A 16,134-nucleotide genomic window follows, 5' to 3' on the forward strand; every position below is an offset into this window, starting at 1 on the left:
TCAGTGCTTGTCAGTTTCGGGGTTGGCCGCCGTGCGGTTGACCTTGGCCAGCGGCAGTGGCAGCAGCTTGCCCATTGGCTCGCGGCGCTCGGGGCGCAACGGCCGCAGGCCCACCACCATCTTGCGCGCGACCAGCAGGTACACCCCGCCACCAGAGCTCTGCCAGCCTCCGGCCACCCGTTCCCAGCCCGCCAGGCGTTGCTGCCAGGCCGGTGAGGCAAGCGGCGGACGATAGCACCCGAAGCGGCGTTTCTCCAGCGCGAAGCCCAGCAGGTTGAGCCAGTCACCCACCCGCGACGGCGAGATGCAACGGGCCTTGCGCAAGGCGCCATGGCTGAAGAAATGGCGCATGCCCCAGCTACTCCACGGGTTGATCCCGACGATCAGCAGGTGCCCGCCGGGGCGCACGGCGCTGGCTGCCTCACGCAGCAAGCCATGGGGCGACAGGCTGAAATCCAGGCCATGCTGCAACACCACCACGTCGGCGGCATGCTCGCTCAACGGCCAGGCCTGCTCCTCGCAGACGATCTCCACCCCTGGCAGCGGCGCGCCAAGGCGCACGTTACGCTGCACCTGCGGGGCGCTGGGCGGCGGCTCGGCGCAGGGCCCATAGTGCACAAGGTAACCACCGAAGAAGCGCCCGAGCTCTTCTTCCAACAGTTTTTCCTCTTCCTTCAGCATCAGCTGGCCGAGTGGGCCGTTGAACCACTCACGGGCCAGGCTGATCAGCTTGACCCAGTCCGGGTCGGCCTGGGCAAAGGCTTGGTCGGTCATTGCGCTCTCCCTCGAAGGTTCTCGCACCGCGCCATCGCGGCTAAGATGCCCTCATGTGCCACGCTAGGCGAATCGGATCCGCACCATGATACAGATCGATGCTCTCCCCGCTTTCTCCGACAACTACATCTGGTTGTTACAGGATACTGCCAAACGCCGCTGCGCGGTGGTCGATCCGGGTGACGCCGGCCCAGTGGAACGCTGGCTGTCGGCTCACCCCGAGTGGTCGTTGAGCGACATCCTGGTCACTCACCACCACCACGACCATGTCGGCGGCGTGGAACGGCTCAAGCAACTGACCGGCGCCCGCGTTTGCGGCCCGGCCAACGAGCGTATTCCCTGCCGCGACCTGGCGCTGGACGAAGGCGACCAGCTGGAAGTGCTGGGCGTGACCTTCCAGGTGCTGGCGGTGCCCGGTCACACCCTGGGCCATATCGCCTTCTTCAGCGACCAGCCGGCAACGCCCGTGCTGTTCAGTGGCGACACCCTGTTCGCCGCTGGCTGCGGGCGCATGTTCGAGGGCACGCCCGAGCAAATGCAACCGGTGCTCGCCCGCCTGGCGGCGCTGCCGGAACGCACCGAGGTGTATTGCGCCCACGAATACACCCTGAGCAACCTGCGCTTCGCCAAGGCAGTCGAACCCGGCAACCCGCACGTTCAGCAACGGTTCGAAGACGTTACCCGTTTGCGTGCCGACAATCGCATCACTTTGCCATCAACCATTGGCCTGGAGCGCTTGACCAATCCCTTCCTGCGCACCTCTGAAACATTAGTTAAACAAAAAGCTGACGAATGGAAGGGACATTCAAACGCCACGCATGTCGCTGTTTTTGCTGCCTTGAGGTCTTGGAAGGACACCTTCTGATAACCGCAAGATATATCGCAAGTGATGGTCAAAGGTTGACCAGGCCCGGAGCGGTTTCTAGAATCGCCGAAATTTTTCGCCCGGAAACCTGTGTCAGCCGATGTCTTCCCGTAGCCGCAGAACCTCTCATTCCGTCGCCCTGACGCGCCTGGCCCAAATCAGTGCGCTGGCCCTGGCCGCCACCTTGGTGGGCTGCCAGAGCACCCGTCAGCTCGACGAATCCGATAGCGTTCGCGCGCACAACTACCAGGCGCGGATCAAGCACAAGCCCGCACCGCTGCTGGTCAAGCCGGTCGAACAGGTACCGCAGGACGTGTGGGAGCGCATGCGCCAGGGCTTCGCCCTGCAGGACAGCATCGACGTCAACCCGCGCATCGAGCAACAGCGCCTGTGGTTCGCCAGCAACCCGAGGTTCATCGAAAGCGCCGGTGAGCGTGGCAGCCTCTACCTGCACTATATCGTCGAGCGCCTTGAAGAGCGCGACATGCCACTGGAGCTGGCCCTGCTGCCAGCCATCGAGAGCGCCTACAACCCAATGGCCTACTCCCGTGCCAGCGCTGCCGGCATGTGGCAGTTCATGCCGGCGACAGGTCGCCACTTCAACCTGCGCCAGACCAACTTCTACGATGGCCGCCGCGATATCACCGCGTCGACCAACGCTGCGCTGGACTACCTGACCCGCCTGCACGACATGTTCAACGGCGACTGGCTGCTGGCCCTGGCCGCTTACAACGCCGGCGAAGGCACGGTCAGCCGCGCCATCGAGCGCAACGAAAGGCTCGGCCTGCCCACCGACTACTGGAACCTGCCACTGCCGCAGGAAACCCGTGACTACGTGCCCAAGCTGCTGGCCCTGTCGCAGGTGGTGCTGACGCCTGAAGCCTACGGCGTGAACCTGAACCCGATCGCCAACGAACCCTACTTCGAAGCGGTAGCCATCAACGACCGCCTGGACCTGTCGCGTGTGGCGGCCTTCGCCAACATCGACGAAGACGAGCTGATCCAGCTCAACCCGGCATTCAAGAAGCGCATGACCGTGGATGGCCCGAAGCAGCTGCTGGTACCAACCGCCAAGGCGCAACTGCTGAGCGACAGCCTGTCCAACCTCAAGCCCGAGCAACTGGTCAGCCTGCAACCGAGCAAAGCCGTGTTCGCCCGCGCCGTCGCCGAAGCCAAGGCACCGGTGGCCACGCGCAGCTACCGCGTCAAGCGTGGCGACAACCTGGGTGCCATCGCCAAGGCCAACCGCGTTTCGGTCAAGGACATCAAGCGCTGGAACCGCCTCTCTAACAATAACCTGCGCGCAGGCCAGGTACTGGCCCTGCGCGGTGGCAAGGCCCCAAGTGCCGCCGGCAACCGCGTAGCTGCATCCGGGAAGCGCTCCACGCAATACAAGGTACGCAAGGGTGACTCGCTGTATCTGGTGGCCAAGCGCTTCAATGTGGAAATGAAACACCTCAAGCGCTGGAACCCACGCAGCGGCCATGCCCTCAAGCCAGGCCAGACCCTGACCGTCTACCTCGGGCATTGAGATAATCCCAAGGGCTGCTTTGCAGCCCATTCGCGGGCACGCCCGCTCCCACAGGTTTTCTCACTGCCAACAAGGTCGGTGCTTTACCTGTGGGAGCGGGCGTGCCCGCGAATGGGCCTGAATAAATACCCACTGGAAAACCCCTGCCCCCTCTCTTTTTCCAACCCCACCAAGCTGTTACTGTACCCCGATCAAAGCCCAACGCCTCTGGATCGGATGCCGACTTGATACGTCCCCTCCTGCTGTCACTCAGCCTGGCCTTGAGCTTTCCCGCAGCCGCGATGGTGAGCGAAAGCCACGGATACGCGCAGTTCGGCACGCTCAAGTACCCAGCCACATTCACCCATTTCGACTGGGTCAACCCGCAAGCGCCCAAGGGCGGTACCTTGCGGGCCATGGCTTTCGGTACCTTCGACACCCTCAACCCCTACACCTTCAAGGGGTCGAGCCCGATTACCACGCCCAATTTCCAGCAATACGGCGTCAATGAGCTGAACGAGCCGCTGATGGTCGGCACCGGCCAGTACGACCCGTCCGGCGACGAGCCGACCTCCAGCTATGGCCTTATCGCCCGTTCGGTGGAATACAGCGAGGACCGCAGCTGGGTGGTGTTCAACCTGCGCCCGGAAGCCCGCTGGCATGACGGCAAGCCAATCACCTCGGCAGACGTGGCGTTCTCCTACTACACGCTGCTAAAGGACGGCCACCCGATCTACCGCACCAACCTGCAGGAAGTGCAACGGGTGGATATTCTCGGCCCGCTGCGTATCCGCTTCGTGTTCAAGCGCGCCGGCAACCCGCTGCTGATCCTGCGCCTGGGCGAAATGCCGGTGCTGCCCAAGCACTACTGGCAAAAGCGCGATTTCAAGGCCACCACCTTCGAACCACCGCTGGGCAGCGGCCCCTATCGCATCACCCAGGTACAACCCGGGCGCCGCCTGGTGTTCGAGCGGGTGAAGAACTACTGGGGCAAGGACCTGGCGGTGAACCGCGGCAAGTACAACTTCAACCGCGTGGAATACGAGTTCTACCGCGATGCCACGGTGGCCTTCGAAGCGTTCAAGGCCGGTGAGTTCGACATCTATATCGAGCACCAGGCGAAGAACTGGGCCAACGGCTACAACTTCCCGGCCGTGCGCCGCGGCGAAGTGATCAAGGCGCAGATCCCGCACCGCATCCCCACGCAAACCCAAGGCTTGTTCATGAACAGCCGCCGGGCCACCTTCAGCGACCCACGGGTGCGCCAGGCGCTGGGGCTGATGCTCGACTTCGAGTGGACCAACCGCGCCCTGTTCAGCAGCGCCTACCGCCGCTCGACCAGCTACTACCCCAACAGCGAGTTTGCCGCCAGCGGCCTACCCACCGGCAAGGAGTGGCTGCTGCTGGCGCCGTTCCGTGACCAGTTGCCAGCCAAGTTGTTCAGCGAACCCTACAAGGTCAGCCAGACCGATGGCCGTGGCATCAACCGTCACACCCTGCGCCAGGCCCTGGGCCTGCTTGCCGAGGCCGGCTGGAAGCTCAATGGCCAGCGCCTGGTCGACAGCAAGGGCCAGCAGCTGCGCATGGAGTTGCTGCTGGTAAACCCCAACCTTGAACGCATCCTGCAACCTTATGTCGAAAATCTGTCCAGCATTGGCATCGATGCGCGCTTGCGCACCGTAGACCGCGCCCAGTACAAACAACGCCTGGACCAGTTCGATTTCGACATGATTCTGATGACCCTGAACCAGACCCTGAGCCCCGGCCTCGAACAATGGCTGTACTTCCATTCCAGCCAGGCCGCGACCAAGGGCAGCAAGAACTATGCTGGGGTCAAGGACCCGGTGGTCGACCACCTGCTCGACACCCTTTTGGCCGCGCGCACTCGTGACGACCAGGTCGCCGCCGCCCGCGCCCTGGACCGCGTGCTCTCATGGCACTACTACATGATCCCCAACTGGTACCTCGACAACCATCGCCTGGCCTACCGTAACCGGTTCGCCTTCGTCACCACACCGCCCTACACCCTCGGGCTGAACAGTTGGTGGATCAAGACTTCGGAGAAAGCCCAATGATGCCAACGCACCGTCTGCGCCGGCTGGCAGGCAGCCTGTTGCTCGCCTGCCTGAGCCTTCCCGCCCTGGCCGCACCGCAACACGCGCTCACCCTCTACGACGAGCCACCCAAATACCCCGCGGACTTCAAGCACTTCGACTACGTCAACCCCGACGCGCCCAAGGGCGGCACCTTCCGCCAGTCCAGCTTCGGCGGCTTCGACAGCCTCAACCCGTTCATCAACAAAGGCGTGTCGGCCGAGAACATCAGCATCATCTACGACACCCTGATGCGCCAGAGCCAGGACGAGCCGTTCACCGAATACGGCCTGGTAGCCGGCAAGATCGAAAAAGCCCCTGACAACAGCTGGGTGCGCTTCTACCTGCGCCCGGAAGCACGCTTCCACGATGGCCAGCCGATGCGTGCCGACGACGTGGTGTTCACCTTCAACGCCCTGATCAAGGACGGCGCACCGCTGTACCGCCAGTACTACGCCGATGTCGCCGAAGTGGTCGCCGAAGACCCGCTGAAGGTACTGTTCAAGTTCAAGCACAAGAACAACCGCGAGCTACCGCTGATTCTCGGCCAACTGCCGGTACTGCCCAAGCACTGGTACGAAAGCCGCGACTTCAACCGCGGCAACCTGGAAATCCCGCTGGGCAGCGGCCCGTACAAGGTCGCCAAGGTGAAAGCCGGGCGCTCGGTGCGCTACGAGCGGGTCAAGGACTACTGGGCCAAGGACCTGCCGATCAACCGCGGCTTCTACAACTTCGACGTCATGACCTTCGACTCCTACCGCGATACCACCGTCGCCCTGGAGGCACTCAAGGCCGGGGCGTTCGACTATGCCCTGGAAGTCAGCGCGAAGAACTGGGCCACCGCCTACAACGTGCCCGCCGTGCGCGATGGCCGCCTGATCAAGGAAGAGCTGCCAAACGGCAACCCCACCGGCATGCAAGGCTTCATCTTCAACATCCGCCGCCCGGTATTCCAGGACGTGCGCGTGCGCCAGGCACTGAGCCTGCTGCTGGACTACGAGTGGACCAACAAGCAACTGTTCAACGGTGCCTACACCCGCACCGGCAGCTACTTCGAAAACTCGGAAATGGCCGCCCACGGCCTGCCCAGCGCCAACGAGCTGAAAATTCTTGAACCGCTGCGTGGCAAAGTCCCCGAACAAGTGTTCACCGAGGCCTTCCACAACCCGGTGAGCGACGGTAGCGGCATGATCCGCGAACAGCAGCGCCAGGCCTACAAGCTGCTGCAAGAGGCCGGCTGGAAAATCGTCGACGACAAGATGGTCGACGCCCAGGGCAAGCCGGTGAGCATCGAGTTCTTGCTGGCACAGACCGAGTTCGAGCGCATCCTGTTGCCATTCAAGCGCAACCTCGCCGACCTCGGTATCGAGCTGAACATCCGCCGCGTCGATGTGTCCCAGTACATCACCCGCCTGCGCTCGCGTGACTACGACATGATCGTCAGCGGCTACCCGCAGTCCAATTCACCGGGCAACGAGCAGCGCGAGTTCTGGTCCAGCGCCGCCGCCGACAACCCCGGCAGCCGCAACTTCATCGGCCTGCGCGACCCGGCCATCGACCAACTGGTGGAAGAGCTGATCAACGCCGACTCGCGGCAAAGCCTGATCGACCACTGCCGCGCGCTCGACCGCGTGTTGCTGTGGGGTTACTACGTGATCCCCAACTGGCACATCAAGACTTGGCGCGTGGCCTACTGGAACCACATCGGCCACCCCAAGGTGTCGCCCAAGTACGACATCGGCATCGACACCTGGTGGATCAAGCCCGACGTAACGCCAGCGGTCAGCGACGCCCCTGCGGACGAGGCCAACTAAGATGCTGGCCTACATCCTGCGGCGCCTGCTGCTGATCATCCCGACCTTGTTCGGCATCCTGATCATCAACTTCATCATCGTCCAGGCTGCCCCCGGTGGCCCGGTCGAGCAGATGATCGCCAAGCTCGAAGGCTTCGAGGGCGCCACCAGCCGCATTGCCGGTGGCGGCGCCGAGGTCTCGGTAGCGGGCTCCAACTACCGCGGTGCCCAGGGCCTGGACCCGGCACTGATCGCCGAAATCGAGCGCATGTACGGCTTCGACAAGTCGCCACCCGAACGCCTGTGGATCATGATCAAGAACTACGCCCAGCTGGACTTCGGCGACAGCTTCTTCCGCGATGCCAAGGTCATCGACCTGATCATCGAAAAGATGCCGGTGTCGATCTCGCTGGGGCTGTGGAGCACGCTGATCATGTACCTGGTGTCGATCCCGCTGGGCATCGCCAAGGCCGTGCGCCACGGCAGCCATTTCGACGTGTGGACCAGCTCGGCGATCATCGTCGGCTACGCCATCCCCGCGTTCCTGTTCGCCATCCTGCTGATCGTGCTGTTCGCCGGCGGCAGCTACTTCGACTGGTTCCCGCTGCGCGGCCTCACTTCCAACAACTTCGAAGAGCTGAGCACCACCGGCAAGGTGCTGGACTACTTCTGGCACCTGGTGTTGCCAATCACCGCGCTGGTGATCGGCAACTTCGCCACCATGACCCTGCTGACCAAGAACAGCTTCCTCGACGAGATCAACAAGCAATACGTGGTCACGGCCAAGGCCAAGGGCCTGAGCCGGCCACGGGTGCTGTACGGCCACGTGTTCCGCAACGCCATGCTGCTGGTGATCGCCGGTTTCCCCTCGGCGTTCATCGGCATCTTCTTTACCGGCTCGCTGCTGATCGAGGTGATCTTCAGCCTCGACGGCCTGGGCCTGATGAGTTTCGAGGCGGCCATCAACCGCGACTACCCGGTGGTCTTCGGCACCCTGTTCATCTTCACCCTGCTGGGGCTGGTGGTGAAACTGATCGGCGACCTGACCTACACCCTGGTCGATCCACGCATCGACTTCGCCAGCCGGGAGCACTGACATGGCCTTGTCCCCTCTCAACCGCCGGCGCTTCGAGCGCTTCAAGGCCAACCGCCGTGGCTGGTGGTCATTGTGGCTATTCCTGATCCTGTTCGGCCTGAGCCTGGGCGCCGAGCTGATCGCCAACGACAAGCCGATTGCCGTGCGCTATGACGGCGAGTGGTACTTCCCGGCGTTCAAGCGCTATCCCGAAACCACCTTCGGCGGCGAATTCCCGCTGGAGGCCAACTACAAGAGCCCGTACATCCGCGAATTGCTGGCGAAGAAAGACAGCTTCGTGCTGTGGGCGCCGATCCCATTCAGCTACCAGAGCATCAACTACGACCTGCGCGTGCCCGCCCCGGCGCCGCCGTCGGCGGACAACTGGCTGGGCACCGACGACCAGGGCCGCGACGTGCTGGCGCGGGTGATCTACGGCTTCCGCATATCTGTGCTGTTCGCCTTGACCCTGACCGTGGCCAGTTCCATCGTCGGTGTCATCGCCGGCGCCTTGCAGGGTTTCTATGGCGGCTGGGTCGACCTGGCCGGGCAGCGCTTCCTGGAAATCTGGTCGGGCCTGCCGGTGCTGTACCTGCTGATCATCCTCGCCAGCTTCGTGCAGCCGAACTTCTGGTGGCTGTTGGGCATCATGCTGCTGTTCTCGTGGATGAGCCTGGTGGACGTGGTACGCGCCGAGTTCCTGCGCGGGCGCAACCTGGAGTACGTGCGCGCCGCCCGCGCCCTGGGCATGCGCAACGGCCCGATCATGTACCGGCACATCCTGCCCAACGCCATGATCTCGACCATGACCTTCATGCCGTTCATTCTCACCGGCGCCATCGGCACCCTCACCGCCCTGGACTTCCTCGGCTTCGGCCTGCCCGCCGGTTCGCCATCGCTGGGCGAACTGGTAGCCCAGGGCAAGTCCAACCTGCAGGCGCCGTGGCTGGGCATCAGCGCCTTCGCCGTACTGGCGCTGATGCTGAGCCTGCTGGTGTTCATCGGCGAATCCGCCCGCGATGCCTTCGACCCGAGGAAGTGACATGAGTGAACAGAACCTGATCGAAGTTCGCGACCTGGCCGTGGAGTTCGTCACCGGCGACCAGGTCAACCGCGTGGTGGACGGCATCAGCTTCGACATCCGCAAGGGCGAGACGCTGGCGCTGGTGGGCGAAAGTGGCTCGGGCAAGTCGGTCACCGCGCACTCGATCCTGCGCCTGCTGCCCTACCCCCTGGCCCGTCACCCCAGTGGCAGCATCCGCTACGAGGGCAAGGACCTGTTGCAGCAGAACGAGAAGACCATGCAGCGCATTCGCGGCAACCGCATTGCGATGATCTTCCAGGAGCCGATGACATCGCTGAACCCGCTGCATTGCATCGAGAAGCAGATCAACGAAATCCTCCTGCTGCACAAGGGCCTGACCGGCAAGGAAGCGACTGCGCGCACCCTGGAGTTGCTGGAGATGGTCGGCATCCCCGAGCCACGCAAGCGCCTCAAGGCCCTGCCCCATGAGCTGTCTGGCGGGCAGCGCCAGCGGGTGATGATCGCCATGGCGCTGGCCAACGAGCCGGAGCTGCTGATTGCGGATGAGCCGACCACGGCACTGGATGTGACCGTGCAGTTGAAGATTCTCGAACTGCTCAAGGAATTGCAGGCGCGGTTGGGCATGGCGCTGCTGCTGATCAGCCATGACCTCAACCTGGTGCGGCGCATTGCCCACCGCGTATGCGTGATGCAGCGCGGGCAGATTGTCGAGCAGGCCGAATGCGCCACGCTGTTCAGTGCGCCGCAACACCATTACACGCAGATGCTGATCAATGCCGAGCCCAGCGGGCTGCCGGCGCACAACCCGGTGGGCGCGCCACTGCTGGAGGTGGATGACCTCAAGGTTTGGTTCCCGATCAAGAAGGGCTTGCTGCGCCGCACGGTCGACCATGTGAAGGCGGTGGATGGGGTCAACTTCAGCTTGCCGCAAGGGCAGACGCTGGGGATTGTCGGCGAGTCCGGGTCGGGCAAGTCGACCTTGGGCCTGGCGATCTTGCGGCTGATTTCCAGCCAGGGCGGCATTCGCTTTCATGGGCATAACCTGGAAGGGCTGAACCAGAAAGCCGTGCGCCCGCTGCGGCGCGAGATGCAGGTGGTGTTCCAGGACCCGTTCGGCAGCCTGAGCCCACGCATGTGCGTGGAGGACATTGTCGGTGAAGGGTTGCGCATTCACCGCATTGGCACCGCGCAGGAACAGGAAGCGGCGATTATCGCGGCGCTGGAGGAAGTGGGGCTGGACCCGCGCACGCGCCATCGCTATCCGCATGAGTTTTCCGGTGGGCAGCGTCAGCGCATTGCGATTGCCCGGGCGTTGGTGTTGAAGCCGGCGCTGATCCTGCTGGACGAGCCCACCTCCGCGCTGGACCGCACGGTGCAGCGGCAGGTGGTAGAGTTGCTGCGCAATCTGCAGCAGAAGTACAACCTGACCTACCTGTTCATCAGCCATGACCTGGCGGTGGTCAAGGCGCTGAGCCACCAGTTGATGGTGATCAAGCATGGGCATGTGGTGGAGCAAGGGGATGCGCAGGCGATCTTCCATGCGCCGCAGCATCCATATACCCGGCAGTTGCTGGAGGCGGCGTTTTTGGAGGTGGATGTCGGTTCGCCTGAAGCCTTGCATCGCCCTTGAGATCGAGCGCAGAACCCCTGAAATGTCGGATTTAACCTCTTCCCTGTAGGCCATTTCCCAAACATACTCCTGCCGCGTATTTTCCGTTGCGGCTGCTCTGGCAGGGCTCTAGTCTCGGTGTGTCGTTGAATGTTCAGCGACACAGCTTTGACAGGCTGTGACGGTTAATTCACGCAGAAAGCCCCATTTTATGGCGGCTGTGCGTGTGGGCACGCTTGCGTGCGCCGGAACTTTTGCGTGATTAACCACCGGTCTGTCAACCCACGTACAGCTGCCACCCTACTGTTTGACAGCAGGCAGGTGATGGCCCCCGAGAGGTTAATCACGATGCTGAAGATTGTCCCCGATCCACCCCGCAATCCCCATTCCGCCGACACCAAAAGCGTCAGGACGTGCACCGTCGCTGTAGGAGCGGGTTTACCCGCGAAGAGGCCAGTCCAGACTATCGAGAATTTCCAGGGGGATTGACCAATGACCACAGAAGACACGCATTTCACCGTAGGCAAGACCACCTTCTGCCAAGGCGAACACGGCACCCACCCTCTGTTCCGCATCGAGCCAGGCATCCCCTGCCGCGACGCCCGTGAGCAATCGTCGGAATTGATGGGTTACGTACGCGAACTGACCATCACCGGCCTGATGGACGAAAAACCAATGATGATCTGGGCTGCCCACTACCTGAGTGCGATGGCCAAGGCGCTAATGGATGACGCCGAACTGGGCATGATGCGCTGAGTACGTAGTTGCCCGGGATCAATCGGTTGCCACTCCTCGAAAGCCAGCCACTCTCCGGGCAACCTCTCCCTATCCGGCTGTTTCGTTTATTGCGATTTTCGAATATTTCGAATATAAATCGAATCCAGGCTGCAGCATCGTCGCCACAGCCTCACAATCGATACCGCTCTGGAGATGCCCATGACCACCGCCGACCTCTCTCGCAAGGTGCTTCCCGATGAGAAAGAAATTGCCGCGGCTGTCGAATCGAGCCGCACACTAGCGGCGTTCCTCTCGACAAAATCAGATACCCAACGGATCGAACTGCTCAATGAGGAAAATCAGCGTCAGGTTGTTGAAGTGCCCACTTTTGCGCTGCGTCTGTTCGGCGAGATTCTCAGCGAGCTGGCCTTGGGCAACTCGGTCAAAGTCGTTCCGATCCACGCCGAACTGACTACCCAGGAGGCAGCAGACCTGCTCAACGTCTCTCGGCCGCACTTGGTAAAGCTGCTAGACGAAGCGGTGATTCCTCATACCAAAACGGGTCGCCACCGTCGGGTCAAATTCTCCGACCTGGTTGCCTACAAGGACAAACGTGATGAGGTGAGCCGTGCCGCAATGGACGCGCTGGCAGCCCAAGCTCAGGAATTAAAGATGGGGTACGAATGAAGCACTCGCCCTTCACGGCCATATACGACGCGAACGTACTTTATCCTGCCCCACTACGTGATTTTCTGATGAACCTTGCGCTCATCGGCATCTACCGGGTACGTTGGCCATTTTGAGCTGCTAGGTTTTCGCCTTGGCATTTATATCGACCGTGAGGCCGAGCGCCGCCCGCGCGGCGCTTCGCGGCACAAGGCCGCTCCCACATTTGTTTCGGGCCAGTTACTCCTATGCCATAGGCGCGCGCATCTTGGATGCATGGCTGGAGATCGATGAAAAGCAACTGCGTCCCCTTCGATATCGAATGGGACAAACAAGGCGGACAGAGGTGACTTCACAGAAGTGACTGGCCCAAAATAGACAGTGGGAGCGGGCTTGCCCCGCGAAGCGCCGCGCGGGCGGCGCTCGATCTCATAAGCGATGTAAATGCCACGGTGAACACTTCCCGGGCCCTACGTTGCTTATCTGGCGTTTAGGCACGCCCGCTTCCACATGGACAGTGCGCCCGTGAGACTGCCGCCCGAGCTTCAGGCATTGCGGGCCAGCTTGATACAACGTTTGACGCTAGCGTGCCCGCTGCGGCCGGATCCAGCTTGAAGGGAACCCACCTGGCCATGGAGCGCACCGGACCATTCATCAAATTTTCTGACAACAATCGTCTTTCATCATCAGCCAGATAGGGCATAAATTCTCTACCGTCAATTCCAGCAGCAACGGTAGAGCCTCATGTCCAGCCCACAGCACCAGCCCGCCTCCCCTGCCCTGGCCACGCTGATCCAGCGTTCCGGCCTGCCTGGCCCTGCGCTCAGCGAAGCCCAGGCCCACGCCGTGCTGCAGCAGCACTACGGCCTTGCCGGCAAGCTGACGGCAATGGGCAGCCAGCAAGACCTGAACTTTCACGTGGACACGCCACAAGGCTGCTTCGTACTGAAGGCCTGCCATGGCAGCTATGCCCAGCTGGAATTGGAAGCGCAGCACGCCGCCCTGAAGTTCCTGCGCAACCAAGGTTTGCCGGTGCCGGCTGTACGCCCAGCCCTCAACGGCCAGGCGTTGCTGGAACTGAACATCGACGGTCAACCGCTGCGCATGCGCCTGCTCGACTATATCGAAGGTCAGCCGCTGACCCGCCTCAAGCATATGCAACCACGCCTGATGGCTGAACTGGGCGGGCTTTGTGCGAAGCTGGACAAGGCCTTGGTCGACTTCGACCATCCCGGCCTGGCGCGCACCCTGCAATGGGACCCGCAGCATGCGCAGGCATTGATCCAGCACCTGCTGCCAGTGCTGCAAGACACCGAACAACGCGCCCGTATCGAACACACCGCCCGCACAGCCGCCGAACACCTCGCACCGCTGGTTGATCAACTGCCAAGCCAGGCCGTGCACCTGGACATCACCGATGACAACACCGTCTGGGCCCGTGATGACGAGCGTCAGTGGCAGCTGCAGGGCGTGATCGATTTCGGCGACCTGCTGCGCACCTGGCGCATCGCCGACCTGTCGGTGACCTGCGCGGCGCTGCTGCACCACGCCGAAGGCGACCCGCTGCGGATCCTGCCGGCGATCAGTGCCTACCAGGCGCTCAACCCGCTGAGCGAAGCCGAGCTACGTGCCCTGTGGCCGCTGGTACTGAATCGCGCAGCAGTGCTGGTACTGAGCAGCGAACAGCAGCTCGCCGTCGACCCGGGCAACCAGTACACCCGCGACAACATCGCCCATGAATGGGAAATCTTCGACACCGCTACCGCCGTGCCTTTCGCCCTGATGGAAGCGGCCATACTGCAGGCTGCCGGCGTGCACCCCACTACACCAGACCTGAGCAACTGCGCGCCCCTGCTCCCCGAGTTGAATGGGCAGGCAGTGACGCGAGTCGACCTGGGCGTGCTCAGCGTGCACTGCGAGGCGGGCAACTGGGAGGCGCCTGGCTTCGACCAGCACCTGCTGACCTTGCAACCAGCCCCAGCCTGCAGCCTGCATGGGCAATATCGCCTGTCGCAAACCCATATCGACCGCCCCGCAGAACCTGCCACTTGCGCCCTGGGCGTGGAGTTGCATGTGCCCAACGGCAGCCTGGTGCAGGCGCCACTAGCCGGTACCTGGCAGCGTCACGGCGATGGGCGGGGCTGCCTGCGCAGCGCGCACTGGACCTTGTGGTTGCAAGGCCTGGAAGACGCACCTGCAGATGGTCAGGCCGTGGAAAAAGGCCAGTCGCTGGGCAGCAGTTGTGGCTTCCTCAGCGTACAGCTGTGCCTGGACAACGGCATCCAGCCACCGTTCTTCGCCCTCCCATCCCATGCCGCTGCCTGGCTGGCCCTATGCCCTTCACCCGCGCAGTTACTGGGCTTCGATTGCGATGCCGAACCGCTGCCCGACCCGCAGGCCCTGCTGGCCCGCCGTGATGCCAGCTTCGCCCGTTCGCAGAAGCACTACTACGCGCAGCCGCCACACATCGAGCGCGGCTGGCGCAACTACCTGATCGACATGCAGGGCCGCTCGTACCTGGACATGCTCAACAACGTCGCGGTACTGGGCCACGGGCATCCGCGCATGGTCGCCGAATCGGCGCGGCAATGGTCGCTGCTGAACACCAACTCGCGCTTCCACTACGCAGCCATCACCGAGTTCTCCGAACGCCTTCTGGCCCTGGCTCCCGAAGGTTTCGACCGGGTATTCATGGTCAACAGCGGCACCGAGGCCAACGACCTGGCGATTCGCCTGGCCTGGGCCTACAGCGGCGGGCGCGACCTGCTCAGCGTGCTGGAGGCCTATCACGGCTGGTCGGTGGCCACCGATGCCATCTCCACCTCGATCGCCGACAACCCACAGGCCCTGGAAACCCGCCCGGACTGGGTGCACCCGGTCGAGGCGCCGAACACCTTCCGCGGCCGTTTCCGCGGTGCCGATAGCACCGTCGACTATCTGCGCGACGTCGACAGCAAGCTGGCCGACCTCGATGCCCGTGGCCGCCAGCTGGCGGGCATCATCTGCGAACCGGTGTACGGCAATGCCGGCGGTATCTCGTTGCCGCCAGGCTACCTGCGCGAAGCCTACGCCAAGGTCCGCGCCCGTGGCGGCGTGTGCATTGCCGACGAAGTACAGGTCGGCTATGGCCGCCTGGGCGAATACTTCTGGGGCTTCGAAGAACAGGGCGTGGTGCCCGACATCATCACCATGGCCAAGGGCATGGGCAACGGCCAGCCGCTGGGGGTGGTCATCACCCGCCGTGAAATCGCCGAGGCGCTGGAGGCCGAGGGCTATTTCTTCTCCTCGGCCGGTGGCAGCCCGGTCAGCTGCCGCATCGGCATGGCGGTGCTGGACGTGATGCAGGAGGAAGGCCTGTGGGACAACGCCCGCGACACCGGGCGCTACTTCAAGGCACGCCTGCAGGCCCTGGTCGACAAGCATCCGCTGGCTGGCGCGGCGCATGGCTCGGGCTTCTACCTGGGGCTGGAGCTGGTGCGCGATCGTGAAACCCTGGAGCCAGCCACCGAGGAAACCATGGCGTTGTGTGATCGCCTGCGTGACCTGGGTATTTTCATGCAACCAACTGGCGACTATCTGAACATTCTCAAGATCAAGCCGCCGATGTGCACCAGCCGGGCCAGCGTGGATTACTTTGTCGATAGTATTGATCGGGTACTGGGTGAAGGGCTGTAGGGAATTGGGTGGGGCTGGAGGCGTTGGCCTTTAGATGATCAGCGCCTGTGAGATCGAGCGCCGCCCGCGCGGCGCTTCGCGGGCAAGCCCGCTCCTACATTTGTTTCGGGCCAGTTATGCCTGTGATGGCAGCGCGCGACCGCCTTGTTGGTACCTTTCGATATCGAGCCATGCACCAAGGCGGTCGCGCGCGCATGGCACAGGATGCATTGGCCCGAAACAAATGTAGGAGCGGGCTTGCCCGCGAAGCGCCGCGCGGGCGGCGCTCGATCTCACAGGCGCCGTAAACCTCAAGCCCTACCCTCGGCAACC

General features: G+C 62.9%; 11 protein-coding genes and 1 pseudogene. 11 read left to right on the forward strand and 1 reads right to left on the reverse strand.

Going from position 1 to position 16,134, the window contains the following annotated elements; genetic code table 11:
• Entirely contained in the window at positions 1-774 is a 774-nt protein-coding gene (locus TZ03_RS15985; protein ID WP_051098969.1) for a class I SAM-dependent methyltransferase, read from the reverse strand.
• An 85-nt stretch (positions 775-859) separates the two neighbouring features.
• On the opposite strand from TZ03_RS15985, the gene gloB reads away from it, so the two are divergent.
• From gloB to TZ03_RS16035, 11 genes and pseudogenes are all read left to right on the forward strand, one after another.
• Positions 860-1,639 (forward strand): hydroxyacylglutathione hydrolase, encoded by a 780-nt coding sequence (gene gloB, locus TZ03_RS15990; protein WP_051098970.1) that lies wholly within the window; start codon positions 860-862, stop codon positions 1,637-1,639.
• A 100-nt stretch (positions 1,640-1,739) separates the two neighbouring features.
• A complete protein-coding gene (locus tag TZ03_RS15995; protein WP_051098971.1) occupies positions 1,740-3,170 on the forward strand; it encodes a lytic transglycosylase domain-containing protein in 1,431 nt (476 codons plus the stop codon).
• 224 nt (positions 3,171-3,394) lie between these two features.
• Positions 3,395-5,224 (forward strand): extracellular solute-binding protein, encoded by a 1,830-nt coding sequence (locus TZ03_RS16000; protein WP_201775723.1) that lies wholly within the window; start codon positions 3,395-3,397, stop codon positions 5,222-5,224.
• Positions 5,221-7,056, forward strand: a complete 1,836-nt coding sequence (locus TZ03_RS16005) for an extracellular solute-binding protein (protein WP_051098973.1) — start codon at positions 5,221-5,223, stop codon at positions 7,054-7,056. Before TZ03_RS16000 ends, TZ03_RS16005 begins: the two co-directional genes overlap by 4 nt.
• Position 7,057: 1 nt before the next feature.
• Positions 7,058-8,131, forward strand: coding sequence for a microcin C ABC transporter permease YejB (locus TZ03_RS16010; RefSeq protein WP_051098974.1), 1,074 nt, complete (start codon positions 7,058-7,060; stop codon positions 8,129-8,131).
• A gap of 1 nt (position 8,132) precedes the next feature.
• Positions 8,133-9,152, forward strand: a complete 1,020-nt coding sequence (locus tag TZ03_RS16015) for an ABC transporter permease (RefSeq protein WP_051098975.1) — start codon at positions 8,133-8,135, stop codon at positions 9,150-9,152.
• 1 nt (position 9,153) lies between these two features.
• Positions 9,154-10,785 carry an ABC transporter ATP-binding protein gene (locus TZ03_RS16020; protein WP_051098976.1) on the forward strand — a complete coding sequence of 544 codons (1,632 nt, stop codon included), beginning with the start codon at positions 9,154-9,156 and terminating at the stop codon, positions 10,783-10,785.
• A 471-nt stretch (positions 10,786-11,256) separates the two neighbouring features.
• Positions 11,257-11,520 carry a DUF3077 domain-containing protein gene (locus TZ03_RS16025; RefSeq protein ID WP_051098977.1) on the forward strand — a complete coding sequence of 88 codons (264 nt, stop codon included), beginning with the start codon at positions 11,257-11,259 and terminating at the stop codon, positions 11,518-11,520.
• Between the two features lie 180 nt (positions 11,521-11,700).
• A complete protein-coding gene (locus TZ03_RS16030) occupies positions 11,701-12,168 on the forward strand; it encodes a helix-turn-helix domain-containing protein (RefSeq protein WP_051098978.1) in 468 nt (155 codons plus the stop codon).
• Positions 12,165-12,275, forward strand: a pseudogene (locus TZ03_RS28860) (PIN domain-containing protein); the annotation flags it as partial. The gene TZ03_RS16030 and the pseudogene TZ03_RS28860, both read left to right, overlap by 4 nt.
• 616 nt (positions 12,276-12,891) lie before the next feature.
• The gene (locus TZ03_RS16035) at positions 12,892-15,822 is read left to right on the forward strand and encodes an aminotransferase (RefSeq protein WP_051098979.1); all 2,931 of its coding nucleotides are present in this window, start codon (positions 12,892-12,894) and stop codon (positions 15,820-15,822) included.
• The last annotated feature ends 312 nt before the right edge of the window (positions 15,823-16,134 follow it).

Source organism: Pseudomonas sp. 10-1B, from assembly GCF_000935045.1.
Taxonomy (GTDB): domain Bacteria; phylum Pseudomonadota; class Gammaproteobacteria; order Pseudomonadales; family Pseudomonadaceae; genus Aquipseudomonas.

What these genes read in the sequence shown, in the direction of transcription:
- TZ03_RS16005 (WP_051098973.1), top strand. Translation starts at nt 5,221, where the DNA reads ATGATGCCAACGCACCGTCTGCGCCGGCTGGCAGGCAGCCTGTTGCTC.
- TZ03_RS16035 (WP_051098979.1), top strand. Translation starts at nt 12,892, where the DNA reads ATGTCCAGCCCACAGCACCAGCCCGCCTCCCCTGCCCTGGCCACGCTG.
- TZ03_RS16020 (WP_051098976.1), top strand. Translation starts at nt 9,154, where the DNA reads ATGAGTGAACAGAACCTGATCGAAGTTCGCGACCTGGCCGTGGAGTTC.
- TZ03_RS16030 (WP_051098978.1), top strand. Translation starts at nt 11,701, where the DNA reads ATGACCACCGCCGACCTCTCTCGCAAGGTGCTTCCCGATGAGAAAGAA.
- TZ03_RS16015 (WP_051098975.1), top strand. Translation starts at nt 8,133, where the DNA reads ATGGCCTTGTCCCCTCTCAACCGCCGGCGCTTCGAGCGCTTCAAGGCC.
- TZ03_RS16010 (WP_051098974.1), top strand. Translation starts at nt 7,058, where the DNA reads ATGCTGGCCTACATCCTGCGGCGCCTGCTGCTGATCATCCCGACCTTG.
- TZ03_RS15995 (WP_051098971.1), top strand. Translation starts at nt 1,740, where the DNA reads ATGTCTTCCCGTAGCCGCAGAACCTCTCATTCCGTCGCCCTGACGCGC.
- gloB (WP_051098970.1), top strand. Translation starts at nt 860, where the DNA reads ATGATACAGATCGATGCTCTCCCCGCTTTCTCCGACAACTACATCTGG.
- TZ03_RS15985 (WP_051098969.1), bottom strand. Translation starts at nt 774, where the DNA reads ATGACCGACCAAGCCTTTGCCCAGGCCGACCCGGACTGGGTCAAGCTG.
- TZ03_RS16025 (WP_051098977.1), top strand. Translation starts at nt 11,257, where the DNA reads ATGACCACAGAAGACACGCATTTCACCGTAGGCAAGACCACCTTCTGC.